This window comes from Solibacillus sp. NPDC093137 (assembly GCF_050280445.1).
Taxonomy (GTDB): Bacteria; Bacillota; Bacilli; order Bacillales_A; family Planococcaceae; genus Solibacillus; species Solibacillus isronensis_B.
On record NZ_JBNNVH010000003.1, the window covers coordinates 189,260 to 215,133 of the forward strand.

Annotated in this window: 22 protein-coding genes and 1 riboswitch; of the genes, 18 read left to right on the forward strand and 4 right to left on the reverse strand. The window is 39.7% G+C overall.

Annotated elements, in window-relative coordinates:
• The first annotated feature begins 104 nt into the window (after positions 1-104).
• Both ACQKN3_RS13895 and ACQKN3_RS13900 read left to right on the forward strand, forming a co-directional pair.
• Positions 105-629 (forward strand): sigma-70 family RNA polymerase sigma factor, encoded by a 525-nt coding sequence (locus ACQKN3_RS13895; RefSeq protein ID WP_427712358.1) that lies wholly within the window; start codon positions 105-107, stop codon positions 627-629.
• A complete protein-coding gene (locus ACQKN3_RS13900) occupies positions 598-1,524 on the forward strand; it encodes a hypothetical protein (protein WP_427712361.1) in 927 nt (308 codons plus the stop codon). The genes ACQKN3_RS13895 and ACQKN3_RS13900 overlap by 32 nt, the downstream gene beginning before the upstream one ends.
• A gap of 46 nt (positions 1,525-1,570) precedes the next feature.
• Here the strand turns inward: ACQKN3_RS13900 and ACQKN3_RS13905 are convergent, their stop codons facing one another.
• The 3 genes from ACQKN3_RS13905 to ACQKN3_RS13915 all read right to left on the reverse strand — a co-directional run bounded on the left by ACQKN3_RS13905 (position 1,571) and on the right by ACQKN3_RS13915 (position 3,834).
• Positions 1,571-2,182 (reverse strand): NAD(P)-dependent oxidoreductase, encoded by a 612-nt coding sequence (locus tag ACQKN3_RS13905; RefSeq protein WP_427712363.1) that lies wholly within the window; start codon positions 2,180-2,182, stop codon positions 1,571-1,573.
• 2 nt (positions 2,183-2,184) lie between these two features.
• On the reverse strand, positions 2,185-3,378 hold the full coding sequence (locus ACQKN3_RS13910) for an MFS transporter (RefSeq protein WP_427712366.1): 1,194 nt from the start codon (positions 3,376-3,378) through the stop codon (positions 2,185-2,187).
• A 138-nt stretch (positions 3,379-3,516) separates the two neighbouring features.
• Positions 3,517-3,834, reverse strand: coding sequence for a thioredoxin family protein (locus ACQKN3_RS13915; protein WP_251690100.1), 318 nt, complete (start codon positions 3,832-3,834; stop codon positions 3,517-3,519).
• A gap of 241 nt (positions 3,835-4,075) precedes the next feature.
• On the opposite strand from ACQKN3_RS13915, the gene ACQKN3_RS13920 reads away from it, so the two are divergent.
• The 10 genes from ACQKN3_RS13920 to ACQKN3_RS13965 all read left to right on the forward strand — a co-directional run bounded on the left by ACQKN3_RS13920 (position 4,076) and on the right by ACQKN3_RS13965 (position 14,428).
• Positions 4,076-6,460 carry a 3-hydroxyacyl-CoA dehydrogenase NAD-binding domain-containing protein gene (locus ACQKN3_RS13920; protein WP_427712370.1) on the forward strand — a complete coding sequence of 795 codons (2,385 nt, stop codon included), beginning with the start codon at positions 4,076-4,078 and terminating at the stop codon, positions 6,458-6,460.
• A 121-nt stretch (positions 6,461-6,581) separates the two neighbouring features.
• Positions 6,582-7,754 carry an acetyl-CoA C-acetyltransferase gene (locus ACQKN3_RS13925; protein ID WP_008408694.1) on the forward strand — a complete coding sequence of 391 codons (1,173 nt, stop codon included), beginning with the start codon at positions 6,582-6,584 and terminating at the stop codon, positions 7,752-7,754.
• A gap of 56 nt (positions 7,755-7,810) precedes the next feature.
• Complete coding sequence (locus tag ACQKN3_RS13930; protein ID WP_251690098.1) at positions 7,811-9,595, forward strand: acyl-CoA dehydrogenase family protein; 1,785 nt, start codon at positions 7,811-7,813, stop codon at positions 9,593-9,595.
• A gap of 328 nt (positions 9,596-9,923) precedes the next feature.
• Complete coding sequence (locus ACQKN3_RS13935; RefSeq protein ID WP_427712374.1) at positions 9,924-10,280, forward strand: arsenate reductase family protein; 357 nt, start codon at positions 9,924-9,926, stop codon at positions 10,278-10,280.
• Positions 10,281-10,360: 80 nt separating this feature from the next.
• Positions 10,361-10,741 carry a glycine cleavage system protein GcvH gene (gcvH, locus tag ACQKN3_RS13940; protein WP_251690096.1) on the forward strand — a complete coding sequence of 127 codons (381 nt, stop codon included), beginning with the start codon at positions 10,361-10,363 and terminating at the stop codon, positions 10,739-10,741.
• A gap of 89 nt (positions 10,742-10,830) precedes the next feature.
• On the forward strand, positions 10,831-11,157 hold the full coding sequence (locus tag ACQKN3_RS13945) for a toprim domain-containing protein (RefSeq protein ID WP_251690095.1): 327 nt from the start codon (positions 10,831-10,833) through the stop codon (positions 11,155-11,157).
• Between the two features lie 7 nt (positions 11,158-11,164).
• Entirely contained in the window at positions 11,165-11,467 is a 303-nt protein-coding gene (locus ACQKN3_RS13950) for a thioredoxin family protein (protein ID WP_427712377.1), read from the forward strand.
• A gap of 61 nt (positions 11,468-11,528) precedes the next feature.
• Positions 11,529-11,631: riboswitch (SAM riboswitch) on the forward strand.
• A gap of 145 nt (positions 11,632-11,776) precedes the next feature.
• Entirely contained in the window at positions 11,777-12,805 is a 1,029-nt protein-coding gene (locus ACQKN3_RS13955) for a methionine ABC transporter ATP-binding protein (protein WP_008408682.1), read from the forward strand.
• Positions 12,798-13,466 carry a methionine ABC transporter permease gene (locus tag ACQKN3_RS13960; protein ID WP_427712381.1) on the forward strand — a complete coding sequence of 223 codons (669 nt, stop codon included), beginning with the start codon at positions 12,798-12,800 and terminating at the stop codon, positions 13,464-13,466. Before ACQKN3_RS13955 ends, ACQKN3_RS13960 begins: the two co-directional genes overlap by 8 nt.
• Before the next feature lie 155 nt (positions 13,467-13,621).
• Positions 13,622-14,428 carry a MetQ/NlpA family ABC transporter substrate-binding protein gene (locus ACQKN3_RS13965; protein ID WP_427712383.1) on the forward strand — a complete coding sequence of 269 codons (807 nt, stop codon included), beginning with the start codon at positions 13,622-13,624 and terminating at the stop codon, positions 14,426-14,428.
• Positions 14,429-14,554: 126 nt separating this feature from the next.
• Here ACQKN3_RS13965 and ACQKN3_RS13970 read toward each other — a convergent pair whose 3' ends face one another.
• On the reverse strand, positions 14,555-15,457 hold the full coding sequence (locus ACQKN3_RS13970) for a LysR family transcriptional regulator (RefSeq protein WP_251690092.1): 903 nt from the start codon (positions 15,455-15,457) through the stop codon (positions 14,555-14,557).
• A gap of 118 nt (positions 15,458-15,575) precedes the next feature.
• Between ACQKN3_RS13970 and gltB the strand changes: the two genes are divergently transcribed.
• From gltB to sufU, 6 genes are all read left to right on the forward strand, one after another.
• The gene (gltB, locus tag ACQKN3_RS13975; protein ID WP_427712385.1) at positions 15,576-20,096 is read left to right on the forward strand and encodes a glutamate synthase large subunit; all 4,521 of its coding nucleotides are present in this window, start codon (positions 15,576-15,578) and stop codon (positions 20,094-20,096) included.
• Positions 20,097-20,111: 15 nt separating this feature from the next.
• The gene (gene gltD, locus ACQKN3_RS13980) at positions 20,112-21,593 is read left to right on the forward strand and encodes a glutamate synthase small subunit (RefSeq protein WP_427712388.1); all 1,482 of its coding nucleotides are present in this window, start codon (positions 20,112-20,114) and stop codon (positions 21,591-21,593) included.
• A gap of 471 nt (positions 21,594-22,064) precedes the next feature.
• The gene (sufC, locus tag ACQKN3_RS13985; RefSeq protein ID WP_251690089.1) at positions 22,065-22,844 is read left to right on the forward strand and encodes a Fe-S cluster assembly ATPase SufC; all 780 of its coding nucleotides are present in this window, start codon (positions 22,065-22,067) and stop codon (positions 22,842-22,844) included.
• Between the two features lie 18 nt (positions 22,845-22,862).
• Positions 22,863-24,170, forward strand: coding sequence for a Fe-S cluster assembly protein SufD (gene sufD / locus ACQKN3_RS13990; protein WP_427712390.1), 1,308 nt, complete (start codon positions 22,863-22,865; stop codon positions 24,168-24,170).
• On the forward strand, positions 24,170-25,399 hold the full coding sequence (locus ACQKN3_RS13995; RefSeq protein ID WP_251690087.1) for a cysteine desulfurase: 1,230 nt from the start codon (positions 24,170-24,172) through the stop codon (positions 25,397-25,399). The genes sufD and ACQKN3_RS13995 overlap by 1 nt, the downstream gene beginning before the upstream one ends.
• Positions 25,389-25,829 (forward strand): Fe-S cluster assembly sulfur transfer protein SufU, encoded by a 441-nt coding sequence (sufU, locus tag ACQKN3_RS14000; RefSeq protein WP_251690086.1) that lies wholly within the window; start codon positions 25,389-25,391, stop codon positions 25,827-25,829. Before ACQKN3_RS13995 ends, sufU begins: the two co-directional genes overlap by 11 nt.
• Positions 25,830-25,874 lie beyond the last annotated feature (45 nt).

Here is a 25,874-nt window from a genome sequence, read left to right on the forward strand (position 1 = left end):
GTAGTTTAATACCCACATTCAAAAAAAATAAACATTTAAAGTTGAAACTAAAAATAAAACAGCTCCGTCTAACGGTTGGCATTTGGAGAAGAGGGGGGAAGAAAATGCAGCTTGAAGAGTTTATAAGAACACATGGCGAGGAATTACTTCGACTATCCTATACATATGTGAAAAATAAAGAAATGGCAGAAGATATTGTACAGGATGTACTGCTGAAAGCATATGAACAGCGTGAGCACTTCCGCGGAAATGCGAGTTACCGAACATACTTATACCGAATGACGATCAATCGCAGTTATGATTATTTACGCAGCTGGAGCTATAAAAATACCATTTTAACGAATAAAATACAGCAAATTTTTCAAGGGACGAAATCTGCAGAACAGCAAGTGCTTGAACAAAACGAAAATCAGTTACTGGGAAATGCAGTTCTTGAGCTTCCGATTAAGTACCGTGAAATTATCATTCTCTATTATTATAAGGAACTGAAAATCGATGAAATCGCACATTTACTCTCAATTTCGGACAATACCGTGAAAACGAGACTTAGGCGTGGACGTGAAAAGTTAAGAGATCAATTAAAAGGTGGTGAGTGGCATGACGAATTCTCAAATGAAACGAGCAATTGATGAAGTGATTAGCAATGAGCCGCTGATGAATGAAGCATTTGTACAAAAAGTGTCGGATGGAAAAAAACAACGTAAGAAGCAAGTGCCGCTCATGCAACCGGCCATTGTATTACTGTTTCTATTTGTAATTGGCGGAATACTTTACTTTATGCCACAATCGGATGACCAGTTGGCGGTAGATTCGGAAGATGAGAATATGTATTTGGCAAAACCTGAACATTTTAATGACATGATGATGCAAAATCGTAGAGATAGCAGATTAATGTATGTATTTAATAATGGAACACTTTATTACACAAGCGATACACGCCTTTATTTAGAAAAACCTAAATCAGAAGATGAAATACCCTACTCGGGGGAATTATTCGAGGAAAGATATACAAATATAAAAATCAAAACAAAAGATAACCAATATTTCATTACAGGGGATGACGGGTTTAGCTGGATCTTGACACGGACCGCTCCTCGTATCCTTGTAGACGAGAGAGGTAATGAATATACAATACCGATTGCTTTTGAAGATATACCTAAAACTAGTGATATTCTGCTGGATGATAAAATCCAATCGCTGGGGATTTATAAAATCGGCGGTCTTGGGACATATGCTTATACTTTAGAGGAAGATTTAGACGAGGTAAATGAATTATTCAATCAGGCAACCGTGAATGAAGAGTACATTAGATTAAGCATACCTGAGTACATGATTGATATTAAATATGAGAATGGAAATAGAGGAAACCTGGAGCTAATGGTGAGTGAAAGCAATGAAGCAAGCTATGTAAAAAAACATGATATAGTAAATAATACTTTGACAGTGTTCAAAATTCCAAAAGCACTGGCCGATCATTTTCATCAATTAGCCGAGAAGATAGAAGAAATCAACAACGCCAAATAAAAACAAAAACTACCTCAAGTATTTGGGGTAGTTTTTGTCTGTATATTTAGCTGCATAAACCAACTGATTTGTTTTCGTATTGTGCATCATCCAATGCATTTACCATAAAATGTGCAACGCTTGCTCTTGGAATCGAGCTTGAACCTTTTGGAACCGTATCGACTGCTTCTTTGTAATCGATTTTTAACGGTTCATCTTTTAAGCCCATAGGACGAGCGATTGTGTACGTAATATCTTTTGTTTTGTAATAGTTAAGCGCTGCGCGGTGGTCCGCTAATGGATTTGCGAGCATTTTCATCATGAGTTTCCCCAATACACCCGGAATTTCTCCATCCACGCCAGCTGAAGCGCAATACACTAAACGTTTTACGCCAGCTTTCTCCATACCGTCCGCAATGTTTTTACCCATTGTTTCAAGTTCATTGGATTTCTTTACACCTGTACTTGAACCTAAACATGAAATGACCGCTTCTTGCCCGACGATCGCATCGGCCACTTGCTCTGCATTAAATGCATCGCCTTGAATAATTGTTACATCTTTCGTTTTTAACTTTTCAGGTGTACGTACAAATGCGGTAACAGTATGACCAGCGGCGACAGCCATTTCAACAAAATGCTGGCCAACGCCACCAGTAGCCCCGAATACAATAATTTTCACGATTAATGGCCTCCTTTTAATGCTGCTTTTTGGATCTTAATACCTTTCCACATAAATGTTAGAATAATAGTGAAAATTAATATGATTAATCCTGCGATAAACGGGTATAGGATATCGATGTCATATAACGCGCCTGCAAGAAGAGGGCCCATAATATTGCCTATACTCATATAGGCATTGTTCATACCCATTGCAAACCCTTGTTCATTCCCGGCCATTTTTGAAATTAATGTCGTTAATACAGGACGCAAAATTGATGTCGCAAGGAATATTAATAACGAAATCGCAAAGAACATCGTATAGCTTCCTGCGATAATCGACAGGAAGAAGCCAGAAGCCGTAACGACTAAAAATAATTTTAATACATTTACTTCGCCAATCGCTTTCACAAGGCGGTCAACTACAAATAATTGCATAATAACACCGACTAATCCTGTTGATGTGACCATGAAGGCAATTTCCTGTGGTGTTGCACCAAATTTATCATCTACATAAAGTCCAAGAACAGTTTCATAAGACATTAAACCGAAACTCATGATTAGCGTAATAATTAGTGGAATAAAGAATGGCTTTTTAACAGATAAAAGAATATCTTTCATCATTGAAGAGTTTTCGTCTTGAAGAATTTCGACTTTCTCTTCCTGGCTCTCCGCCAAAGTAAAATAAGATACGATAAACGCAAGCAATCCGACTACCGCTGAAACAAGAAGCGGTGTTTTAAGTCCGAAATCCGCTAAAAAACCTCCGATACCTGGTCCGATTACAATACCGAGTGACATCGAGGCTGAAATAAAGCTATTACCTTTTGCACGTTGATCCATTGTTGTAATGTCTGCTACATATGCGAAAATCGCAGGAATTAAGAACGCACAGCCAATTCCGCCGATAGCACGTGAAAAGTAAAGCAGCCAAATGGAATCAGCAAAGTAGAAAATAAACATCGAAATAGCTAACGTAAGCAGTCCGATATTAATGAGCGGGCGACGACCATACTTATCCGTCCATTTTCCCCCGATAGGTGATACTAAAAATTGTGCGAATGCAAAAATCGCAATGATTAAACCTGCAGCTGTTCCGCCTTGCCCAATTTCTTTTAAATAGGCAGGGATAATTGGAATGATAATCCCGAAACTCCCAACAGCAATAAACATGTTAAGCATAAGTAAAGCGAGCTTTTTTCGTTGATCTGAAGTCATAAATTTTCCTTTCTTACAATAAAATTTCACGTAATCAATTGTAATTAAAAAACCGCATTATGACTAGCGCTTTAGCTTATGAAAAATAAAAAATAAATCCAAAAGCGGTAAACTTTTGGATTTATTCATAAATACATATTATACTTGTGCGTTTAAGAATTCTTCTACTTGTGCAGGTGATTTTGCATTAGCGCTATGTAAGTGTGCTAATTTTTCACCATTTTTGAAGATTAGTAATGAAGGAATACCCATTACTTGATATTTCTCCGCTAAATCCGGGAAGTTATCACGGTTGATTGAATACCAGTCATATTGATTGTACTCTTCAATAATTGGATCGATAAACATATCCATACGTGTGCAGTCCGGGCACCAGCCAGCGAAGAATTTTACGATTACTGGTTTTTCATTGCTTGTCAGTTCTGTGAATTGTTCAATTGTTGTAATTTCTTGCATATTAATCACGCTCCTTACGCCCATTGTACACGATTATGACAGCTTACGAAAAGTAATTTAGCTTAATATATGTTCCTTCTCGCAATAAAAATATAAGAATAATAATTTTATTTAAAATTGCGAGAAAATTATTGCTTAAATTGTCAAAATAATCTACACTAAGAACAGAAAAGCTGTTTGAAGTTTTTTTTTGATTTCAAAATGAATGACTGTTCATTCAAGAGAGAAGGGGGAAGTGCTCGTGTCTTACAAAATTGAAAAAGTAGCGGTTTTAGGTTCAGGGGTAATGGGTTCAGGGATTGCAGCACATTTGGCGAATATCGGGATTCCTACATTGTTATTGGACATAGCTCCGGGCGAACTAACAAAGGAAGAAGAAGCTAAGGGGTTAACACTTGATTCAAAACCTGTTAAAAATCGTTTTGCAGTTTCAGCAATGCAAAAATTACTAAAGCAAAAACCAGCACCACTTTCATCGAAAAAAAATCTAGCATTAATTACACCAGGTAACTTTGACGATGATTTAGAAAAGCTGAAAGATGTTGACTGGATTATTGAAGTAATTGTAGAAAGATTAGAAATTAAAAAAGGCTTATTTGAAAAGATTGATGCTGTACGTAAACCAGGCACAATCGTTTCATCAAATACATCAGGGGTTAGCATTAACGCAATGGCGGAAGGGCGTTCAGAAGATTTCCAGGCGCATTTCCTTGGGACACATTTCTTCAACCCGCCACGCTATTTAAAATTACTGGAAATCATTCCGGCAAACACGACAAACCCGGAAGTTGTAAGCTTTATGCAAACATTCGGTGAGGATGTATTAGGTAAAGGTGTTGTTATCGCAAAGGATACACCGAATTTTATCGCTAACCGAATCGGAACATACGGCCTAATCGTGACAATGAACGAAATGATTGCACGTAACTATACAGTAGGGGAAGTAGATTCGGTAACAGGACCACTAATCGGACGTCCGAAATCTGCGACATTCCGCACTTTGGATGTTGTTGGTCTTGATACTTTTGCACATGTTGCTACAAACGTATATGACCAGACAACGGGTGAAGAACAGGCAGTATTTGAAGAATCACCTATTTTAAAGAAAATGATCTCAAATGGCTGGATTGGCGCGAAATCGGGCCAAGGATTCTTCAAAAAAGTAGGAAAAGAAATTCTGCAATTGAATCTATCAACATTTGAATATGAACCGACTACGAAACTTGTAGCACCATCATTGGAAATGGCAAAACAAGCAAAAGGTCCAGGAGGCAAATTAAAAGTTTTAATTTATGCAAATGACCGAGTTGGGGAACTATTATGGAATTCATTTGCACCGACATTAATTTACTCAGGAAAATTAGTAGGTGAAATTGCTGATGACATCGTTGCAATTGACAATGCAATGAAATGGGGCTTCGGCTGGGCTCAAGGTCCATTTGAAATGTGGGATGCAATCGGCGTAGAAAAATCAGTCGTTAAAATGAAAGAAGAAGGCCGTGAAATTCCAGAATTCGTTACTGGATTATTAGAGAAAGGCCAGAAAACATTCTATTCAGAAATCGATGGTGATTTAGCTTACTACAACGGTTCAGAATATGTAAAAGTTCCTGTAAATGAAAAAGCGATCGACTTAAAACGCTACAAGAAAAAACATGGCGTGATCAAATCGAATTCAGGTGCAAGCCTAATCGATTTAGGTGATGGAATCGCGTTACTTGAATTCCACTCAAAATCAAATGCAATCGGTCTGGATATTGTTCAAATGATCAACTATGCCATTGATGAAGTTGAGAAAAACTTTAAAGGCCTTGTAATTGGGAACCAAGGTAAAAACTTCTGTGTCGGTGCCAACCTTGCGATGATTTTAATGGAAGCACAAGATGATAATATTTTTGAATTGGACTTTGTTATTAAGTCATTCCAGCAAGCAATGCGCCGTATTAAATATTCAACAAAACCGGTTGTTGCGGCACCATTCCAAATGGCATTAGGTGGCGGAGCGGAAGTATGTTTACCGGCTGCACATATTCAAGCATCTGCTGAAACATACATGGGTCTTGTAGAAGTAGGTGTCGGCTTAATCCCAGGAGGCGGCGGTAACTTAGGGCTTTACCAAAAGTTCATTAAAGGCTTGCCAAATGGCGTGGAAGTAGATTACCAGCAAATCGCAAACAAAGTATTCGAAACAATTGCAATGGCAAAAGTTTCGACTTCTGGTGAAGAAGCACGTGAAAATAACTTCCTGGACTTTGCGGACGGTATTTCAGTAAATCCGGATCACTTAATCTATGATGCAAAACAAGCAGCACTTGCACTTGCGGAAGCTGGCTATACAGCACCAGTGAAAAAACCGGTGAAAGTAGTAGGCGCACCTGGTTATGCAACATTGTTATTAGGGGCTCAAGGAATGTTCGATTCAGGCTATATTACAGAGCATGATCTGAAAATCGCGAAGAAACTTGCATATGTAATCGCAGGCGGAAAGGTACCATACGGAACAGAAGTTTCAGAAGAGTACTTATTAAACCTGGAAAAACAAGCATTCCTTGAATTAGTTGCAGACCAAAAATCACAAATGCGTATGCAGCACATGCTTGTAAAAGGAAAGCCATTACGTAACTAATCGAAGTCCGTGCGCAAAAAGCGACAGACTTTATCTTAAAACGTTGTATCAGTTGAAATATTTTGCCGGCAACTAGCTTACGAGTTTACTTGCTGGCTAATCACAAGGGGGAAACATCATTATGCGTGAAGCCGTTATCGTTGCAGGAGCACGAACACCAATCGGGCGTGCGAAAAAAGGATCACTTGCGAACACTCGTCCAGATGATTTTGGTGCAGTAGTAGTAAAAGAAGCATTAAAACGTGCGGGCTATGAAGGTCCAGTTGATGATTTAATTATGGGATGTGCAATGCCAGAAGCAGAACAAGGGATGAATGTTGCCCGCTTAGTTGGGGCATTGGCAGGGTTACCGGATGAAACACCAGCATTAACAGTTAACCGTTTCTGTTCATCAGGGCTACAAACAATTGCCTATGCAGCAGAGCGCATTATGCTTGGCCATGCAAAAGCAATCGTTGCGGGTGGTACAGAGTCAATGAGTATGATTCCGATGACTGGTAATACAGTTCGCCTAAACCCGAAAATTGCTGAAGAGGCACCACAATACTATATCGGTATGGGTCACACAGCTGAAGAGGTAGCGAATCGTTACAATGTAACACGTGAAGAGCAGGATGCTTTTGCAGTACGTTCACACGAATTAGCTGAAAAAGCGATTAAAGAAGGTAAGTTTAAAGACGAAATCGTTCCGGTTGAAGTGACGGAATATTACGTCGATGAAAACAACCAGTTAAAAGAAAAAGTTACAATCTTTGATACAGATGAAGGGGTTCGTCCAGGTACATCGGTAGAAACGTTGGCAAAATTACGTCCAGCATTCAATGTAAAAGGTTCTGTAACAGCAGGAAATGCTTCTCAAACTTCTGACGGTGCAGCAGCAGTACTAGTAATGGACCGTGAAGAAGCGGAGAAACAAGGCATGCAGCCACTGGCAAAATTCCTAGGATTTGCTGTCGGCGGAGTTCCACCGGAAGTAATGGGTATCGGTCCAATCGTAGCAGTACCGAAAGCACTTGAAATTGCAGGGATTACACAAGATCAAGTAGACCTATGGGAAATTAACGAAGCATTCGCATCACAGTCAATCCAAGTAGTTCGTGAGCTAGGTATTGATATGGAGAAAGTGAATGTTAACGGAGGGGCTATCGCATTAGGTCATCCACTAGGTGCAACAGGTGCGATTCTTACAGTGAAGTTAATCAACGAATTAAAACGCCGCGGCGGTAAATACGGTGTTGTAACAATGTGTATCGGCGGCGGAATGGGCGCAGCAGGGGTATTTGAAGTTCTTTAATTGTCTGGGGAAACAATACAATAAAAATCACAAAGGAAACTAGGGAGGAATTTATAATGGCACAAACAACAAACAGCATTATTAAAGGTGGCGGCTTTTTAATCGAGGACGTGGATATTAACCGAGTAATTACACCGGAAGATTTCACAGACGAGCAAAAAATGATTGCTCAAACAACACAGGAATATGTAACGAACGAAGTATTACCGGTAGTTGAAAACTTAGAGCACCATGAGTTCGATCACTCTGTACGTCTATTAAAAACAGCAGGTGATTTAGGTTTACTAGCAGCTGACGTACCTGAAGAATATGAAGGGCTAGGCTTAGACAAAATTTCTTCTGCATTAATCGCAGAAAAAATGTCACCGGCTGGCGGTTTCTCAATCACGCACGGTGCCCATGTAGGGATCGGTTCATTACCAATCGTATTATTCGGTAACCATGAGCAAAAAACGAAGTACTTACCGAAGTTAGCTTCAGGTGCATTAATCGCAGCATATGCATTAACAGAGCCAGGTTCAGGTTCGGATGCATTAGGCGCTAAAACAACAGCTAAGTTAAATGAAGCTGGCACACATTACGTATTAAATGGTGAAAAACAATGGATTACAAATGCAGGCTTTGCAGATGTATTCGTTGTATACGCAAAAATCGATGGCGATAAATTCACTGCATTCATCGTAGAGCGTTCATTCCCAGGTGTTTCTGTAGGTCCGGAAGAGAAGAAAATGGGGATTAAATCATCTTCAACTCGTACATTAATTTTAGAAGATGCAGAAGTGCCTGTAGAAAACTTACTAGGTGAAGTAGGCCGCGGTCATATTATTGCATTCAACATTTTAAATATCGGACGTTATAAATTAGGAGTAGGTACTGTAGGTGCATCAAAACGTGCATTTGAATTAGCAGTTGCTTATACGAACCAACGTCAGCAATTCAAAACAAAATTATCGGATTTCAACTTAACGAAAGAAAAAATCGCATCAATGGCTTCTCACATTTATGCATCTGAATCTTTAAACTATCGTACAGTTGGTTATTTCGAAGACCGTTTAAGCCAGTTATCTGATGAAGAGCAAAAAGACGGCAAATCAGTTGCAGCAGCAATCGCTGAATATGCTATTGAGTGCTCGATCGCAAAAGTATTCGGTTCTGAAACATTGGATTTCGTAGCGGATGAAGCGGTTCAGTTACACGGTGGTTACGGCTTTATGGCTGAGTACGAAGTAGAACGCATTTACCGCGACTCTCGTATTAACCGTATTTTCGAAGGTACAAACGAAATTAACCGTATGATCGTACCGGGCACATTTATGAAAAAAGCATTAAAAGGTGAGTTACCACTATTACAAGTTGCGCAAGAACTGCAAAACGAGCTATTAATGCTTATGCCTGAAGAAATCGGCCAAGGTGCTTTAGAGCAAGAGAAATATTTAGTGAAAAATGCCAAGAAGATTGCAGTACTTGCAGCAGGTGCAGCAGCACAACGCTACGGTGCAAAACTGGATGCGGAACAAGAGCTGTTAGTAAACATCGCAAACATTGCGAACCAATTATACGCAATGGAATCTGCAGTAATCCGTACACAAAAAGCAATCGAGCGTGACGGAGAAGAAAAAGCAGCACAAAAAATTCTTTACACTCAAATTTTCTGTCAGGAAGCATTCGCAGAAATCGAAAAAGAAGCAAAAGAAACATTAATCGCTTCAGTTGAAGGTGACGATGCACGTATGATTTTATCAGCATTACGTAAATTAACGCGCAACAACCCTTACAACTTAATTCCGAAAAAACGTGAAGCTGCAGCGAAACTAATCGAAGCAGAAAAATATGTAGTTTAATAAAGACGGTAACCGGGTGTATACAATGCACCCGGTTTTTCTATGGGTTTTCTAATAAAATGTAAAATGTTCTAATATAATTTCAAAATGTCTAATATACATGGGAACTTCTAATATAAGTTTCCTATCTTCTATTATGTCACCCAAAGTTTCTAATAAGTGAAGTGAAGCCGTTCTTCTAAAATATGTCGGGCATGTTCTAATATTTTTGCACATCTTCTAATAACAACCATAACCAGTAAAACTCCGATAGTGCGAACACATTTTTGATTTGTCCTTCTATATCCGTTACAATATAGGAAAATCCAGGGCAAAAAGGAGTACTTACATGACAGTAAAATTCATCCAATATCCGAAATGTACAACTTGTAAAAAAGCGCAAAAATGGCTAGATGAGCAAGGTGTGGACTATGTAAATATTCATATTGTAGAGCAGACACCATCTAAAGAGGAACTTAAAGCAATTTACGAAGCTAGTGGAGTGCCGCTGAAGAAATTCTTTAATACATCTGGCATGAAATATCGTGAATTAGGCCTAAAAGATAAATTACCGACAATGTCCGAGGATGAGCAATTAGAGCTATTAGCATCGGATGGTATGTTAATTAAGCGACCAATCGTTACAGATGGTAAAAAATTAACTTTAGGATTTAAGGAGTCTGACTTCTTAGAAACTTGGAAATAAACAGTTATTCACATTGTATTTCCGAACGAAATATGGCAAAATGAACTTGAATGTACTACATATAACATGGAGGTTTTCGAATGAGCACACCTAAAGAATTACGTTATTCAAAAGAGCATGAGTGGGTTAAAATTGAAGACGGTAAAGCGACAATCGGTATTACGGATTTCGCACAGTCTGAACTAGGCGATATCGTATTCGTAGAGTTACCTGAAGTAGGCGATGAAATTTCAAGGGATCAGCCTTTCGGTAGTGTAGAATCTGTTAAAACAGTTTCTGAACTATATGCACCACTTTCTGGTAAAGTTGTTGCAATCAACGAAGAATTACTGGACAATCCTGAATATGTAAATGAATCACCATACGGTAATGCATGGATGGTTACTGTTGAGTTAACAAGTGAAGCAGAAGTAGACGAGTTATTAGACGCAGATGCTTACACTGCATTAATCGAACAATAATATGAAACACTAAAGCCTTCTATATAAAGGTTTTAGTGTTTTTTTGTTATTCTATATATAAAGGTGACGAATGAAAGGAAGCGTGTTATATGGGAAGATGCATCGTTGTAGAAGGACGTGCCGATAAATTGAGATTAATCCCGATATTAGCTGAAGACGTGACAATTATTTGTACAAATGGCACGATAAGCGAAGTCAATTTAATTGATTTATTGGAAGAATATGAGCAAGATGAAATTATCACTATGTTTGATGCAGATAAAAACGGTGAGAAGTTACGTAAACTGATGAACCGTGCATATCCCGAAGCGACACAGCTTATCATACCTCACGAATATGTAGAAGTAGAAAAAACACCTACTAAAATCTTAAGGGATATTTTACTACAGGCAAAATTTTTAGTAAAAGAAGGATGACAGTATAATGGAACAATGGACGAAACAGCAATGGGAACAGAACGTAGAACAGTATGATCAGACAGCGTTTTTCTTATATACGCCTATGTGCGGCACTTGTGAAGTGTCGGAAAAAATGTTGGAAGTAATTGAGAAATTACTCCCAGATCTTCCGCTTGGTATGGCAAATATCAATTATTTAGGGGATTTACCATATGAATTGAAAATTGAAAGTGTACCTTGTTTAATCGTTTCAGACAACGGGGAACTAACGAATAAAATTTATGCATTTAAATCCGTACCGTTTTTGTATGAAATATTAAAAAAGTAATTGACGTAGTCACTTTGTCGTGATAAAGTAACATTCATAATAATAAAACTTAATAACGTTGCTCTTATAAAGAGAGGTGGAGGGAAGTGCCCTATGAAGCCCGGCAACCAGCGTTTACGCAAAGGTGCCAATTCACACAAAGTTTAAACTTTGAAAGATGAGAGAACGGTTTACCGTATAAATGTATGTGAAACCTTTCTACTTGTCTTGGTAGAAAGGTTTTTTTCATTCAACGGAGGTTTTGAATGAGAATAGAACATGATTTTGAAATAGCAGGAAGGTTATTTCAATTTAGAAGGAGTACAACCGATGATTGATATACAAAATATTACAAAAGTGTATAACACGAAAAACGGTAAACTTACAGCAGTTGATAATGTAAGCCTATCGATTAACAAAGGTGAAATATACGGAATTATCGGCTACAGTGGTGCCGGTAAAAGTACGATGATCCGACTGCTGAACGGTTTGGAAAAGCCTACAACAGGTTCTGTCATTGTAGGCGGCCAGGATATTGCAAAAGCTTCCGGGGCAAAATTACGAGAAGCACGCCAAAAAATAAGTATGATTTTCCAGCACTTCAATCTGCTCTGGTCACGTACAGTTGAAGAAAACATCGCATTTCCACTTGAAATTGCGGGCGTTTCAAAAGCTGATCGTGAAAAGCGAGTAGAAGAGCTGATTGAACTCGTAGGTTTAAAAGGAAGAGGGAAAGCGTATCCTTCACAATTGTCAGGCGGTCAAAAGCAGCGTGTCGGCATTGCACGAGCGTTGGCGAACAACCCGGAAGTGCTTTTATGTGATGAAGCGACTTCAGCGCTTGATCCGGAAACAACGGATTCAATTTTGGAATTACTGCTCGATATTAATAAAAACATCGGACTTACAATTGTACTCATTACACATGAAATGCATGTTATCCGCAAAATCTGTAACAGAGTAGCGGTAATGGAAGCCGGTAAAGTAGTGGAACAGGGAGATGTATTGCAAGTGTTCCAGCATCCTCAAGCACCAATTACGAAAAACTTCGTATCACAGGCTTCTGGTGAAACACAGGAAACGCAAGCATCACTGGAACAGATTTTAGCCAATTATCCAGAAGGCAAAATCGCTAAATTAACATTTGCAGCGGCAACGACAGAACAGCCTGTCATCTCACAAATGATTAAGCAATTTGACGTAGTTGTTAATATAGTGCATGGCAAAATCTCAAATACAACGGGCGGTTCGTTTGGTACATTGTTTATTCATATCGATGGCGAGCCAAAAGCAGTCGCGGAAGCATTAAGCTTTTTAGCAAAGCAAGAAATTCAGGCGGAGGTGATTGAGCATGTTTAATCAATTATTTCCGAACGTAGATTGGGGTAAAATGCTCGAAGCAACATATGAAACAATTTATATGACGGCTGTTGCGACAGTCATCACATTTATACTAGGACTTCTAATTGGCATTGTCTTATTTTTAACGAGCGACAATCAATTATGGGCAAATAAAATTGTGCACTTTTTGACAGGATCACTCGTAAACATTTTCCGGTCGATTCCATTTATCGTCTTAATCATTTTATTAATTCCATTTACTAAGTTTTTACTTGGAACAATCCGTGGCGCCAATGCAGCATTACCTGCGCTAATTATTGGGGCAGCACCGTTTTATGCGCGCATGGTATTAATAGCATTAAGAGAAATTGATAAAGGTGTCATTGAAGCAGCCCGCTCAATGGGAGCGAAAACTTCTACGATTATTTGGAAAGTGCTGATCCCGGAAAGCTTACCGGCATTAATTTCTGGTATTACTGTTACTGCGGTAGCTTTAGTAGGATATACAGCAATGGCCGGCATTATCGGTGCGGGTGGTTTAGGTAACCTGGCATTCCTTGATGGTTTCCAGCGTAACCGAACAGATGTGACATTAATGGCAACTGTTTTAATTTTAGTTGTCGTATTCATTATCCAATTTATTGGGGACTTCATTACAGTAAGAGTGGACAAACGATAGTTAGTGGCTCATAAATGGCCGTAATTATAAATAATGGTGCATCGAAACAATATGGACGCAAACTTTAAAAAAGTGCGCGTCTATAAGAAAAATAATCAGAATATAAAAAAGGTTTCGATAAACTGGACAAACTAAAAAAAGGGTAGGTAAAACAAATGAAGAAATTATTATCAAGCGTTATTTTAGGAGCTTCAGTACTTGCTTTAGCAGCATGTGGCGGAGAAGATGAAAAATTAGTAGTTGGTGCGTCAAATACACCACACGCAGTTATCCTTGAAAAAGTTAAGCCGATTTTAGAGGAACAGGGTATTGAGCTAGAAATTGAAACTTATACAGACTACGTTCTTCCAAACCAAGATTTAAATAACGGTGATTTAGATGCAAACTACTTCCAGCACATCCCATACTTCGAAGCTCAAAAAGCGGATTTCGATTATGACTTTGCAAATGCTGGCGGTATTCACATCGAGCCGATTGGTATTTACTCTAAAAAATATTCATCTTTAGAAGAACTTCCTGAAGGTGCGACGATTTTACTTTCTAACTCAGTGGCAGACCATGGACGTATGCTTTCATTACTTGAAGCACAAGGTTTAATTACATTAGCAGAAGGTATTGATAAAACAAAAGCAGAAATAAAAGACATCGTAGATAATCCGAAAAACTTCGAATTCGATGCAAACACAGCAGCTGAATTATTAGTGCAAATGTATGAAAATGAAGAAGGCGATGCGGTGTTAATCAACTCAAACTTCGCAATCGATAACGGTATTAACCCATTGGAAGATTCAATCGCAATCGAGTCTAGTGAATCACCATATGTAAACATTATTGCAGTAAAATCTGGTGATGAAGATTCAAAAGAAATTAAAGCATTAGTAGATGCATTACGCTCAAAAGAAGTACAAGACTTTATCGTTGAAGAGTGGGGCGGCTCTGTAGTACCTGTTTCAGGCGAATAAAATGATCAAAAAACCATTTTCTCTCTTCGGGGAGAAAATGGTTTTTTTTCTGGACATAAAATAGCCTTTTCTTAAATAAGGGGTATCTCCTTATCCAATGAAAATTTTTTTCTGTCCCAATGCATTTTATTGGAATCGTGTTAATCGTGAATAAAAGTTGGATATAAATTTGACGAATACTTCTTCGGATGGAGCAAGATCTCTTGCTGTTGGTGCAATGATGCCGACTGTGCGTCTTATATTAGGAATGGCAATCGGCACTTTGACAGTCATGCGCGGTGTTGAATCGTAAAGTGAACTTTCCGGTAAAAGTGTCACACCGATTCCTGCTGCCACAAGCCCTTTTAAAGCATCCATATCTTCTCCCTCGGTAGTGATATTCGGCATAAAGCCTACAGAGCGGCATGCATCAACAGCCACTTTATTTAAAATATAGCCTTCCGGAAAAAGTACAAATTGGTCATTACGCAAATCGACAAGGTTAATTGAATCTTTTTTTGCTAGTGGATGTGTTGCAGGCAATAAAGCATGGATGTTTTCACTAAACAGCACGGTTGTATTGATTGCTTCGTCTTTTGGTGGTAATGGTCCAAGCAAAGCTAAATTCAGCTCGCGATTTTTGACCGCATCAATCAAATACTTATAGGATCCTTGGCGCAAATGGAAAGAAATTTCCGGGTATTCTTTTTTAAATGCCGAAATGACGGTCGGCAATACATAGCTTGCCAAACTTGTAGGAAAACCTATTTTAATTGTCCCTTTTGCCGGGTCTAAATATTCTTCTACCTGCTTTGCAGCAAAATCAATTCCCTTGAGTGCGGAAATACAATGTTCCAAAAAAATCTTCCCGACCGGCGTCAGCTTTACGTTACGCCCAATTCGTTCAAAAAGCGGTGTGCCGAGTTCTTCTTCCAAGTTGGCAATTTGCCTGCTGATTGCAGACTGGGCAACGTGTAAATGCTCCGCTGCTTCAGAAATATGCTCCCGTTCTGCCACCTCTACAAAGTAACGTAACTGTCTTAATTCCACATTTCCCACCCCATTCATCTAAAAAGTAGATTGTTTATATCCAAACTATATATTGTTTATATTATTTCGAAAACTTTAAAATGTAAATACGGGATTGAAAGAATGAGGGGGAATGAATATGAGTTTTCATCAGTTACCAGAAGCACAAGGGTTATATAATCCTGAATTTGAACATGACGCATGCGGAATCGGCATGTATGCAAATATAAAAGGAATACCTTCACATCAGATTGTAGAAAAAGGATTGGAAATGTTATGTCGCTTAGAACACCGTGCAGGACGCGGCGGGGACGGCAAGACAGGTGATGGGGCAGGGCTGTTAGTTCAAATCCCACATGCTTTCTTTCAAAAAAACTGTACGGATCTTAATTTACCTGAAATGGGTGAATATGGTGTTGGCCAAATTTTTTTCACAGAGAATGAAAACGAACGCCTAAAAATTGAACAAAAGATGAACGAATTAATTAAACAGGAAAATCAGCAACTGATTGGTTGGAGAACTGCTCCGACAAATAAGGAAAACTTAAGTGAGATTGCTAAATCGACTGCACCGGTAGTTCGCCAAGTATTTATTCGTTCAAACGAAAACGACAATAAGGCGTTCGAACGAAAATTGTATGTCATCCGCAAACAGCTCGAACATTGGGCTACGGAGCAACAATTCGAATTGTATATTCCAAGTCTTTCTAGTCAGACAATTGTTTTTAAAGGTTTGCTTTCACCAGAAGAGGTTAGTGAATTTTATGTGGATCTGCAGGACGAAAACTTTGTATCCGCATTGGCACTCGTGCATTCACGTTACTCAACGAATACATTCCCATCATGGAAACGGGCCCATCCGAACCGCTATATTATCCATAATGGGGAGATTAACACATTGCGCGGCAATATTAACTGGATGCGTGCACGTGAGCAACAGTTCGTATCTGAAGCGTTTGGGGATGACCTTGAAAAGTTATTACCGATTATTGATACAACGGGTTCAGATTCCTCGATGCTTGATAACGCCTTTGAATTTTTTGTATTAGCTGGACGTTCACCTGCAGAGACGGCGATGATGATGATTCCGGAGCCATGGACAGAAAACCCGCGCATTAATGAAGATCGTAAAGCGTTTTATCAATTTCATGCAAGCTTAATGGAGCCATGGGATGGACCGACTGCTATTTGTTTCACGGACGGTAAACAGATCGGGGCAATTCTGGACCGTAACGGTTTGCGGCCAGGAAGACTTTATGTGACAAAAGACGATCATGTTATTTTCTCGTCTGAAACTGGGGTAGTCGATTACGCTGAGGAAGACATTCTTTACAAAGACCGATTAAGCCCAAGCCGCATGCTGTTAATTGATTTAGAACAAGGAAAAATTATTTCGGATGCGGAGCTGAAATCCGAAGTAGCAGCAGAAAAACCTTATGCAGCATGGCTGGAAGAAAATATGATCAAACTCGAAGTGAAGGAAGAGCAGTTACCTGAAATAAATGATCTGACATTACGCCAGAAAATTCACGGTTACACATTTGAGGATGTACAAAAATATATTGTACCTCTTGCAAATGACGGAAAAGATCCGCTTGGTTCGATGGGGAATGATACACCATTAGCTGTTCTGTCAGATAGACCGCAATCATTATTTAATTACTTTAAGCAGCTATTTGCACAAGTGACAAACCCGCCGATTGATTCCATTCGGGAACATGTCGTGACATCGACAATGACATTGCTTGGAGCGGAAGGTGATTTATTACAGCCGAATGCGCAAAATGCACGTCGCCTCCTGCTGAAAACACCGGTATTAACGACTGCAGAATATGAGCAAATCGTAAATAATAACGAAGAACATTTTGAAGTAGCGGAAATCTCGCTTAAATTTACGGAAAATTTAGAAAGTGAACTTAACCGAATCAAAACGGAAGCGGAAGCGGCTATTTTTGGCGGCAAGACAATTATTGTACTGTCTGACTATATGGATGACGCTAAGCAGTTAACGATGCCTGTTCTTCTGGCAGCAAGTACAATCCATCAATATTTAGTGCGAATCGGTTTACGTACGAAGGCCAGCATTATCGTTAGCAGTGCGGAAGTTCGGGAAGTTCATCATTTTGTTGCACTAATCGGCTTCGGTGTTGATGCCATTCACCCGTACTTAGCATATGCAACGATTGATGAGGCAATTGAAAAGGGTCATCTATCTGTACCGTTTGAAAAAGCAGTTCAAAAATTCCGAAAGGGAGCAGCAGATGGTGTCGTTAAAGTGATGTCGAAGATGGGAATTTCAACAGTTCAATCTTATCGTGGTGCCCAAGTGTTTGAGGCAGTCGGAATTTCAAAAGAAGTGATTGACGAATACTTTACAGGTACGGCTTCTCAAATTGACGGGATCGACTTAAAAACAATCGGTGAAGAAGCGAGACGCCGCCATGAGGAAGCAATGCAATCAATGTCAGAACAATTGCACTCAGGTTCAGATTTTCAATGGCGTGCAGATGGAGAGCATCATGCGTTCAATCCGAAAACAATCCATACACTCCAGTGGGCTACACGTAAAAATGATTTTGGTTTGTACCGGATGTATGCGGAAATGGCCAATGAAGAACGAATCGGATTTTTACGTAATTTATTCGACTTTAAAAAGAATGAACGCCGAATCCCGATGGAAGAAATCGAGTCAGTGGATTCCATCGTGAAACGTTTTAAATCAGGGGCTATGTCGTTTGGTTCGTTATCGAAAGAAGCGCACGAAACATTAGCGGTAGCGATGAACCGTCTAGGTGCACGTTCGAACTCTGGTGAGGGTGGGGAAGATCCGGCCCGTTTTACAATCGAGCCTAATGGTGACAACAAGCGCAGTGCAATTAAACAAATTGCATCAGGACGTTTTGGGGTGAAATCGCATTATTTAGTAAATGCCGATGAACTGCAAATTAAAATGGCGCAAGGAGCCAAACCGGGAGAAGGCGGCCAGTTGCCAGGCAATAAAGTATATCCATGGGTAGCGGATGTACGTGGTTCTACTCCTGGGGTAGGGTTAATTTCACCGCCGCCGCATCACGATATTTACTCAATCGAGGATATGGCACAGTTAATTCACGATTTAAAAAATGCAAACCGTCATGCAAGAATTTCTGTAAAGCTCGTAGCTAAAGCGGGTGTTGGTACAATTGCTGCAGGTGTTGCTAAAGGGGCGGCAGATGTCATCGTCATTTCAGGCTATGATGGCGGTACAGGGGCATCGCCGAAAACATCGATTAAGCATACAGGCTTACCGTGGGAGCTCGGTTTAGCGGAAGCGCACCAAACATTGATGCTCAATGGACTGCGCGACCGAGTGACACTGGAAACGGACGGCAAGCTCATGACGGGGAAAGATGTCGTAATGGCAGCACTTTTAGGAGCAGAGGAATTTGGTTTTGCGACAGCACCGTTAATCGTTTTAGGTTGTGTCATGATGCGTGCCTGTCATTTGGATACTTGTCCGGTAGGTGTAGCAACACAAAATCCGGAACTCCGTGCTAAATTTATGGGTTCAGCTGATCATGTTGTCAATTATATGCGTTTTGTTGCGGAAGAAATGCGTGAATATATGAGTATTTTAGGATTCCGTACTGTGGAAGAGATGGTCGGTCGTACAGATGTACTGCAAATTTCAGATCGCACGGCAAAACATTGGAAAGCAAGCCAGCTTGATTTAACGGCACTGCTTCACCAAATCCAAGGAACACGCACGAAGCATCATCAGCAAAACCATAATATAGAGGGAAGCTTTGATTTACGCGAGTTATTGCCGCAAGTTTCAAAGGCAATAGAAGGAAATGAACGAATTGAATTAAACTACCCGATTAAAAATACAGACCGTGTAATGGGAACAATTGTCGGCAGTGAAATTTCCCGCAAATACGGGGAAGCAGGATTACCTGATAATACAATCAACTTAACGTTTACAGGCCATGCTGGTCAAAGCTTCGGCGCATTTATCCCTAGAGGAATGTCGATGCGTGTAGTCGGAGATGTTAATGATTACTTCGGTAAAGGTTTGTCAGGGGGAAAAGTGACAGCCATCGCACCGATTAAAGGCGAACAGGAGAAAAACGTCATCGCCGGAAATGTTTGTTTATACGGGGCAACGAGTGGTAAAGCCTTTATTAACGGGCGTGCAGGGCATCGATTCGGTGTTCGTAATTCAGGTGCTGAAATCGTTGTTGAAGGAATTGGAGATCACGGCTGTGAGTATATGACTGGCGGTAAGATCGTTATATTAGGGGATGTCGGTCAAAACTTTGGTGCCGGAATGTCTGGAGGAATCGGCTATATTCTGCCGAGTGAAGAGGAAAAGTTCAAATCACAATGCAATATGGAAATGATCCATTTTGAAAAACTGACAGACAAAGCGGAGATAGAATCTGTTCGACAATTAATTATTCAGCATTTTGAAGAAACGGATAGTTCCTACGCATTGGATGTGTTAGCGAAGTGGGAGCAGTTCGTTCCGAAGTTCGTTAAAGTTGTACCAACGGATTATAAAATAATGGTAGATAAAATAAACAATTACACTGCAACCGGTTCTACAAAAGACGATGCAGCAATGCAGGCATTTACGGAAGTGACGACTAGTCAGAAGAAGCTTGTGAGCACAAAATAAGAGGGGGTTTCTAGCATGGGAAAAGCAACGGGTTTTATGGAATTTAAACGGGAGAAAGTTCAGGAGCAACGACCACTAGAGCGTCTTTCAAATTGGGGTGAATATACAAGCAGGCTATCTGATGAAAAATTACAGACACAAGGTGCGCGCTGTATGGATTGTGGAACGCCATTTTGTCATATGGGAATTGAAATTCGCGGTACTGCAGCAGGGTGTCCGATTCAAAATGTCATCCCTGAATGGAATGACTTAGTATATAAAGGGAAATGGCAGGAAGCGTTGGAACGTTTGCACATGACGAATAATTTCCCTGAATTTACTGGCCGTGTCTGTCCTGCTCCATGTGAAGGGTCGTGCACACTTGCCATTACGGATCCGGCTGTCGCGATTAAATCGATTGAACGTACGATCATTGATAAAGGATTTGAAAATGGCTGGATTACACCACGTATCCCTGCATCGCGTACGGGCTTTAAAGTGGCGATTGTCGGCTCGGGTCCTGCAGGTTTAGCGGCAGCAGACCAACTGAACCAACTAGGTCATTCCGTGACGGTGTTCGAACGTTCCGATAGATTTGGCGGGTTATTAATGTACGGAATCCCGAATATGAAGCTTGAAAAAGATGTGATTGAACGTCGAATTCATTTACTCTCAGTGGAAGGAATCGATTTCGTTGCAAACAAGGAAATCGGAAAAGATATAACGAAGGAGCAATTACAAGCTGATTTCGATGCTGTAATTTTATGTACAGGAGCACAAAAACAAAGAATTCTTCATTTAGAAGGAAGCGATGCAGGCAATATTCATTTAGCGATGGACTATTTAACGGATGTTACGAAAAGCCTGCTGGATTCAGACTTTGCGGATAATCAGGCGTTAAATGTGGAAGGGAAGGATGTCATCGTAATTGGCGGCGGGGATACAGGTGCTGACTGTGTAGCAACAGCACTCCGCCAAAAATGCCGATCTGTCTACCAATTTGGGAAACATCCGCAACAAGCCACAACACGTACAGATGAAACAATGTGGCCAAAAGATCCGAACATTTATACAATGGATTATGCTTATGCCGAAGCTGATGCAAAATTTGGTCGTGATCCGCGAGAATATTGTATTCAAACTACGAAAATAGAGAAAGATAGTAAGGGTAATGTAAAAGCGCTTCATACTATCCAAATGGAAAAAATTCTAGGCGAGGATGGCTTCCACTACTTTAAAGAGTTGCATGGTACTGAGAAAGTATGGCCGGCACAGCATGTATTTGTTGCAATCGGCTTTGAAGGTGCTGAAAAAGAAACACCAGAACATTTCGGAGTAGAACTAACGAATAACCGTATCCGTGCATCGGTTAAAGACTACGAAACAAATATTCCGGGCGTTTTTGCTGCAGGTGACGCACGCCGAGGGCAAAGCCTTGTCGTATGGGCAATCAAAGAAGGACGCGGAGTTGCCGCAAGTGTTCATTATTATTTAAATGAAATGTTAGTTAAAAGTTAATAGGATAGTAAGAACGGATATTTTAATAAAATTGATTGGAATGGAGGGCGACTCCAGCGGGAAAAGCATGATGCCTGAGACTACAGGCTCAGGCCGTGCCCGCGGAAAGCGTCTTGGAATGGAAATCAATTTTTACTCACAGCAAAAAACGCCATTTTTCTCCCGGAGAAAAATGGCGTTTTTAAGTTATAATCCAACTTTAAATATTTTTGAGAAAATATAGAATCAATCATTTGAATAAGTGAAATTGATTCTCAATTAAACGATTGCTATTGAAAAAATGAAAAGCTAAATTATTACTGTTTAAATAGTAGAAATAAACCGCAGTAAAGTGTTTTACAAGAATGATAGATATTTTTTAATTAAAATCATTCTAAACTATTTGCAACCCACATTCATTTCGGGTAAGATTGGTAATGAACTTAATTTGGCGTACAAAAAGTATGCAAATGAATATTTGGAGGTAATTTAATGTCAACATTAGAAATTAAAGATCTTCACGTTGCAATCGACGGAAAAGAGATTTTAAAAGGTGTAAATCTAACTATCAATACAAACGAAGTACATGCGATCATGGGTCCTAACGGTACTGGTAAATCGACATTAGCTTCTGCAATTATGGGTCACCCAAAATATGAAGTAACATCAGGCGAAATCTACCTTGATGGTGAAAATGTATTAGAAATGGAAGTTGATGAGCGTGCCCAAGCAGGTTTATTCCTTGCTATGCAATACCCATCAGAAATTCCTGGTGTAACAAACGCGGACTTCTTACGTTCAGCAATTAACGCTCGTCGTGAAGAAGGACAAGAAATCTCATTAATGAAATTCATCCGTGAATTAGATAAAACAATGGAATTCTTAGAAATGCCTGAAGAAATGTCTCAACGTTACTTAAACGAAGGTTTCTCTGGCGGTGAGAAAAAACGTAACGAAATTCTACAAATGATGATGATCAAACCAACATTCGGTATTTTAGATGAAATCGACTCTGGTTTAGATATCGATGCATTAAAAGTAGTTTCAAAAGGTATTAACGAAATGCGCGGCGAAGGTTTCGGCTGCTTAATGATCACTCACTACCAACGTTTATTAAACTACATCACACCTGACCATGTTCACGTAATGATGCAAGGTAAAGTTGTAAAATCAGGTGGTGCTGAATTAGCACAACGCTTGGAAGCAGAAGGTTATGAATGGATTAAAGCTGAGTTAGGCATTGAAGATACTGAAGAAGTAACAGAAGCATAATTAAGGAGGACGACGAAGATGACGGTTGAAACAAAATTAGCGTTATCAGCAGAAGAAGTACGCTCGTTCTCGCAAAAACATGCTGAACCAGCAACATTTGCTGATTTCCGTGTGAGCGCAATGGAAAAAGCTGCTGCGCTTGACTTACCAAAACCAGACAGAACGAACATTAGCAAGTGGAACTTCATTGATTTCCCTAACCATACAGTAGAAAGCACTCCATTTAATTCATTGGAAGAGCTGCCTGTAGAGGTGAAATCAGTAGTTGATATTGAAACACAAGAAAACCTTTATATCCAACGCAACAATACACCAGCGTTCATTAAAGTTTCAGAAGAACTGAAAAACAAAGGTGTAATTTTCATGGATATTCAAACAGCAGTTCGCGATCATAAAGATTTAGTAGAAAAATACTTTATGACAACAGCTGTAAAAGTGGACGAGCATAAATTAACTGCTTACCATGCAGCACTAGTAAACGGTGGTATTTTCGTATACGTGCCACGCAACGTTGTAATCGAAGCACCTCTTCAAGTTGTGTTTTTAAATGACGATACAGAAGCTTCATTATTCAACCACGTGTTAGTAGTAGCAGAAGAATCTTCGGCTGTTACTTATGTTGAAACTTATATTTCTACATTTGATGAAGCACATGGTCAAGTAAACGTTGTAACAGAAGTAATCGCAAAAGATAATGCACAAGTAACATTCGGTGCAGTAGACAACTTGGCACATGGCTATACTGCTTATGTAAACCGCCGTGGACATGCTGAGCGCGATGCAAAAATTGACTGGGCATTAGGTTTAATGACAAACTCAGATACAATTTATGAAAATACTACAAACTTAATTGGCGATAACTCTACTTCAGATTTCAAAATGGTAACTGTAGGTAGCGGAGATCAAAAACTTAACTTCACAACATTAATCCGTCAATGGGGTAAAAATTCCGACGGTCAAATTTTAAAACACGGTGTAATGAAAGATTCTTCACAGTCAATCTTTAACGGAATCGGTCATATTATGCATGGTGGTACAAAAGCAAATGCAGAACAAGAGTCTCGCGTACTGATGCTTTCAGAAGGTGCACGCGGAGACGCTAACCCAATTCTGTTAATTGATGAAGACGATGTAACAGCAGGACATGCGGCATCTGTTGGACGTGTTGACCCAACTCAACTGTACTACTTAATGAGTCGTGGTATTTCTAAAGCAGAAGCAGAGCGCCTTGTAATTCACGGATTCCTTGCGCCAGTTGTTGCTAAATTGCCAATCGAAGGCGTTAAAAAGCAGCTGACGGAGGTTATCGAAAGGAAAGTTCGATAATGATACCTAACGATATTAAAAGTTATTTTCCAATTTTAAATCAGGAAGTCAATGGACATCCTTTAGTTTATTTGGATAGTGCGGCTACATCTCAAAAGCCGATTCAAGTTATTGAAGCAATCTCAAATTACTATAATTTAGATAACTCAAACGTTCACCGAGGTGTTCATACACTTGGTAACCGTGCAACGGATTCCTATGAAGGTGCGCGTGAAAAAGTTCGTAAATTCATTAATGCTAGTTCAACACAAGAAGTAATTTTTACTCGTGGTACAACTACAGCACTTAATACAGTTGCTTCAGGCTATGGTCGTCAAAATGTACAAGAAGGTGATGAAATTGTCATTACGTACATGGAACACCATTCAAACATTATTCCATGGCAACAGCTTGCAAAAGAAAAAGGGGCGGTACTGAAATATATCGACCTTGAAGCAGACGGTACAATTTCATTGGAAAAAGTACGTGAAACAATTACGCCACAAACGAAAATTGTTTCTATGATGTATGTTTCCAACGTATTAGGTACAATCAATCCAATTAAAGAAGTTGCACAAATTGCCCATGAAAATGGCGCGGTAGTTGTTGCGGATTTAGCTCAGGCAGCACCGCATATGAAGATCGATATTCAAGATTTGGATGTTGACTTCGCAGCATTTTCAGGACATAAAATGTGTGCACCAACTGGAATTGGGGTACTATACGGTAAAAAGGCGCTTCTTGAAGAAATGGAACCAGTAGAGTTTGGCGGCGAAATGATTGATTTCGTAGGTTTAAATGAATCAACATGGAAAGAGTTACCGTGGAAATTCGAGGGTGGTACACCGATCATTGCAAGTGCAATTGGTTTAGGTGCTGCAATCGACTTTTTAGAGGAAATCGGTTTAGACAATATTGCAGCCCACGAACATAAGTTGGTAGGTTATGCAATGGATCAATTGGAAACAATTGATGGTCTTCAGATTTTCGGACCACGTGACCCGATGAAACGATGCGGACTCGTTACATTCAATCTAGATGACGTACATCCACATGATGTGGCGACAGTATTGGATATGAGTGGAATCGCTGTCCGTGCAGGACATCATTGCGCCCAACCTTTAATGAAATGGCTTCAAGTAACAGCAACAGCTCGAGCAAGCTTCTACATGTACAATGATGAAGAAGATGTTGATCGTTTAGTTGCAGGATTGCGCTCAGCGAAGGAGTATTTTGGCGATGTCTTTTAATAATTTAGATCAACTTTATCGTTCCGTTATAATGGATCACTATAAAAACCCTCGTAACAAAGGGTCTCTTGAAGAAAACAGTGTGACAATCGATATGAATAACCCTACTTGCGGTGATCGTATCCATTTAACATTGAAGCTAAACGATGATATCGTGGAAGATGCGAAGTTCGATGGGGAAGGCTGTTCAATCTCCATGTCTTCAGCATCAATGATGACTCAAATCGTTAAAGGCAAAAAATTGGACGAAGCTTTGGAACTGGCTGATATTTTCTCAAAAATGATGCTGGGCGAAGACTTTGACGATGAAAAGTACGACCTTGGGGATGTTGAAGCACTGCAAGGTGTAGCAAAATTCCCGGCACGTATAAAATGCGCTACATTAGCTTGGAAAGCGATGGAAAAAGGCGTAAACAACGAAAAGAAATAAACAGTAGTAAGGCTAAAGTGTGTTTATGCACATTTTAGCACTTCT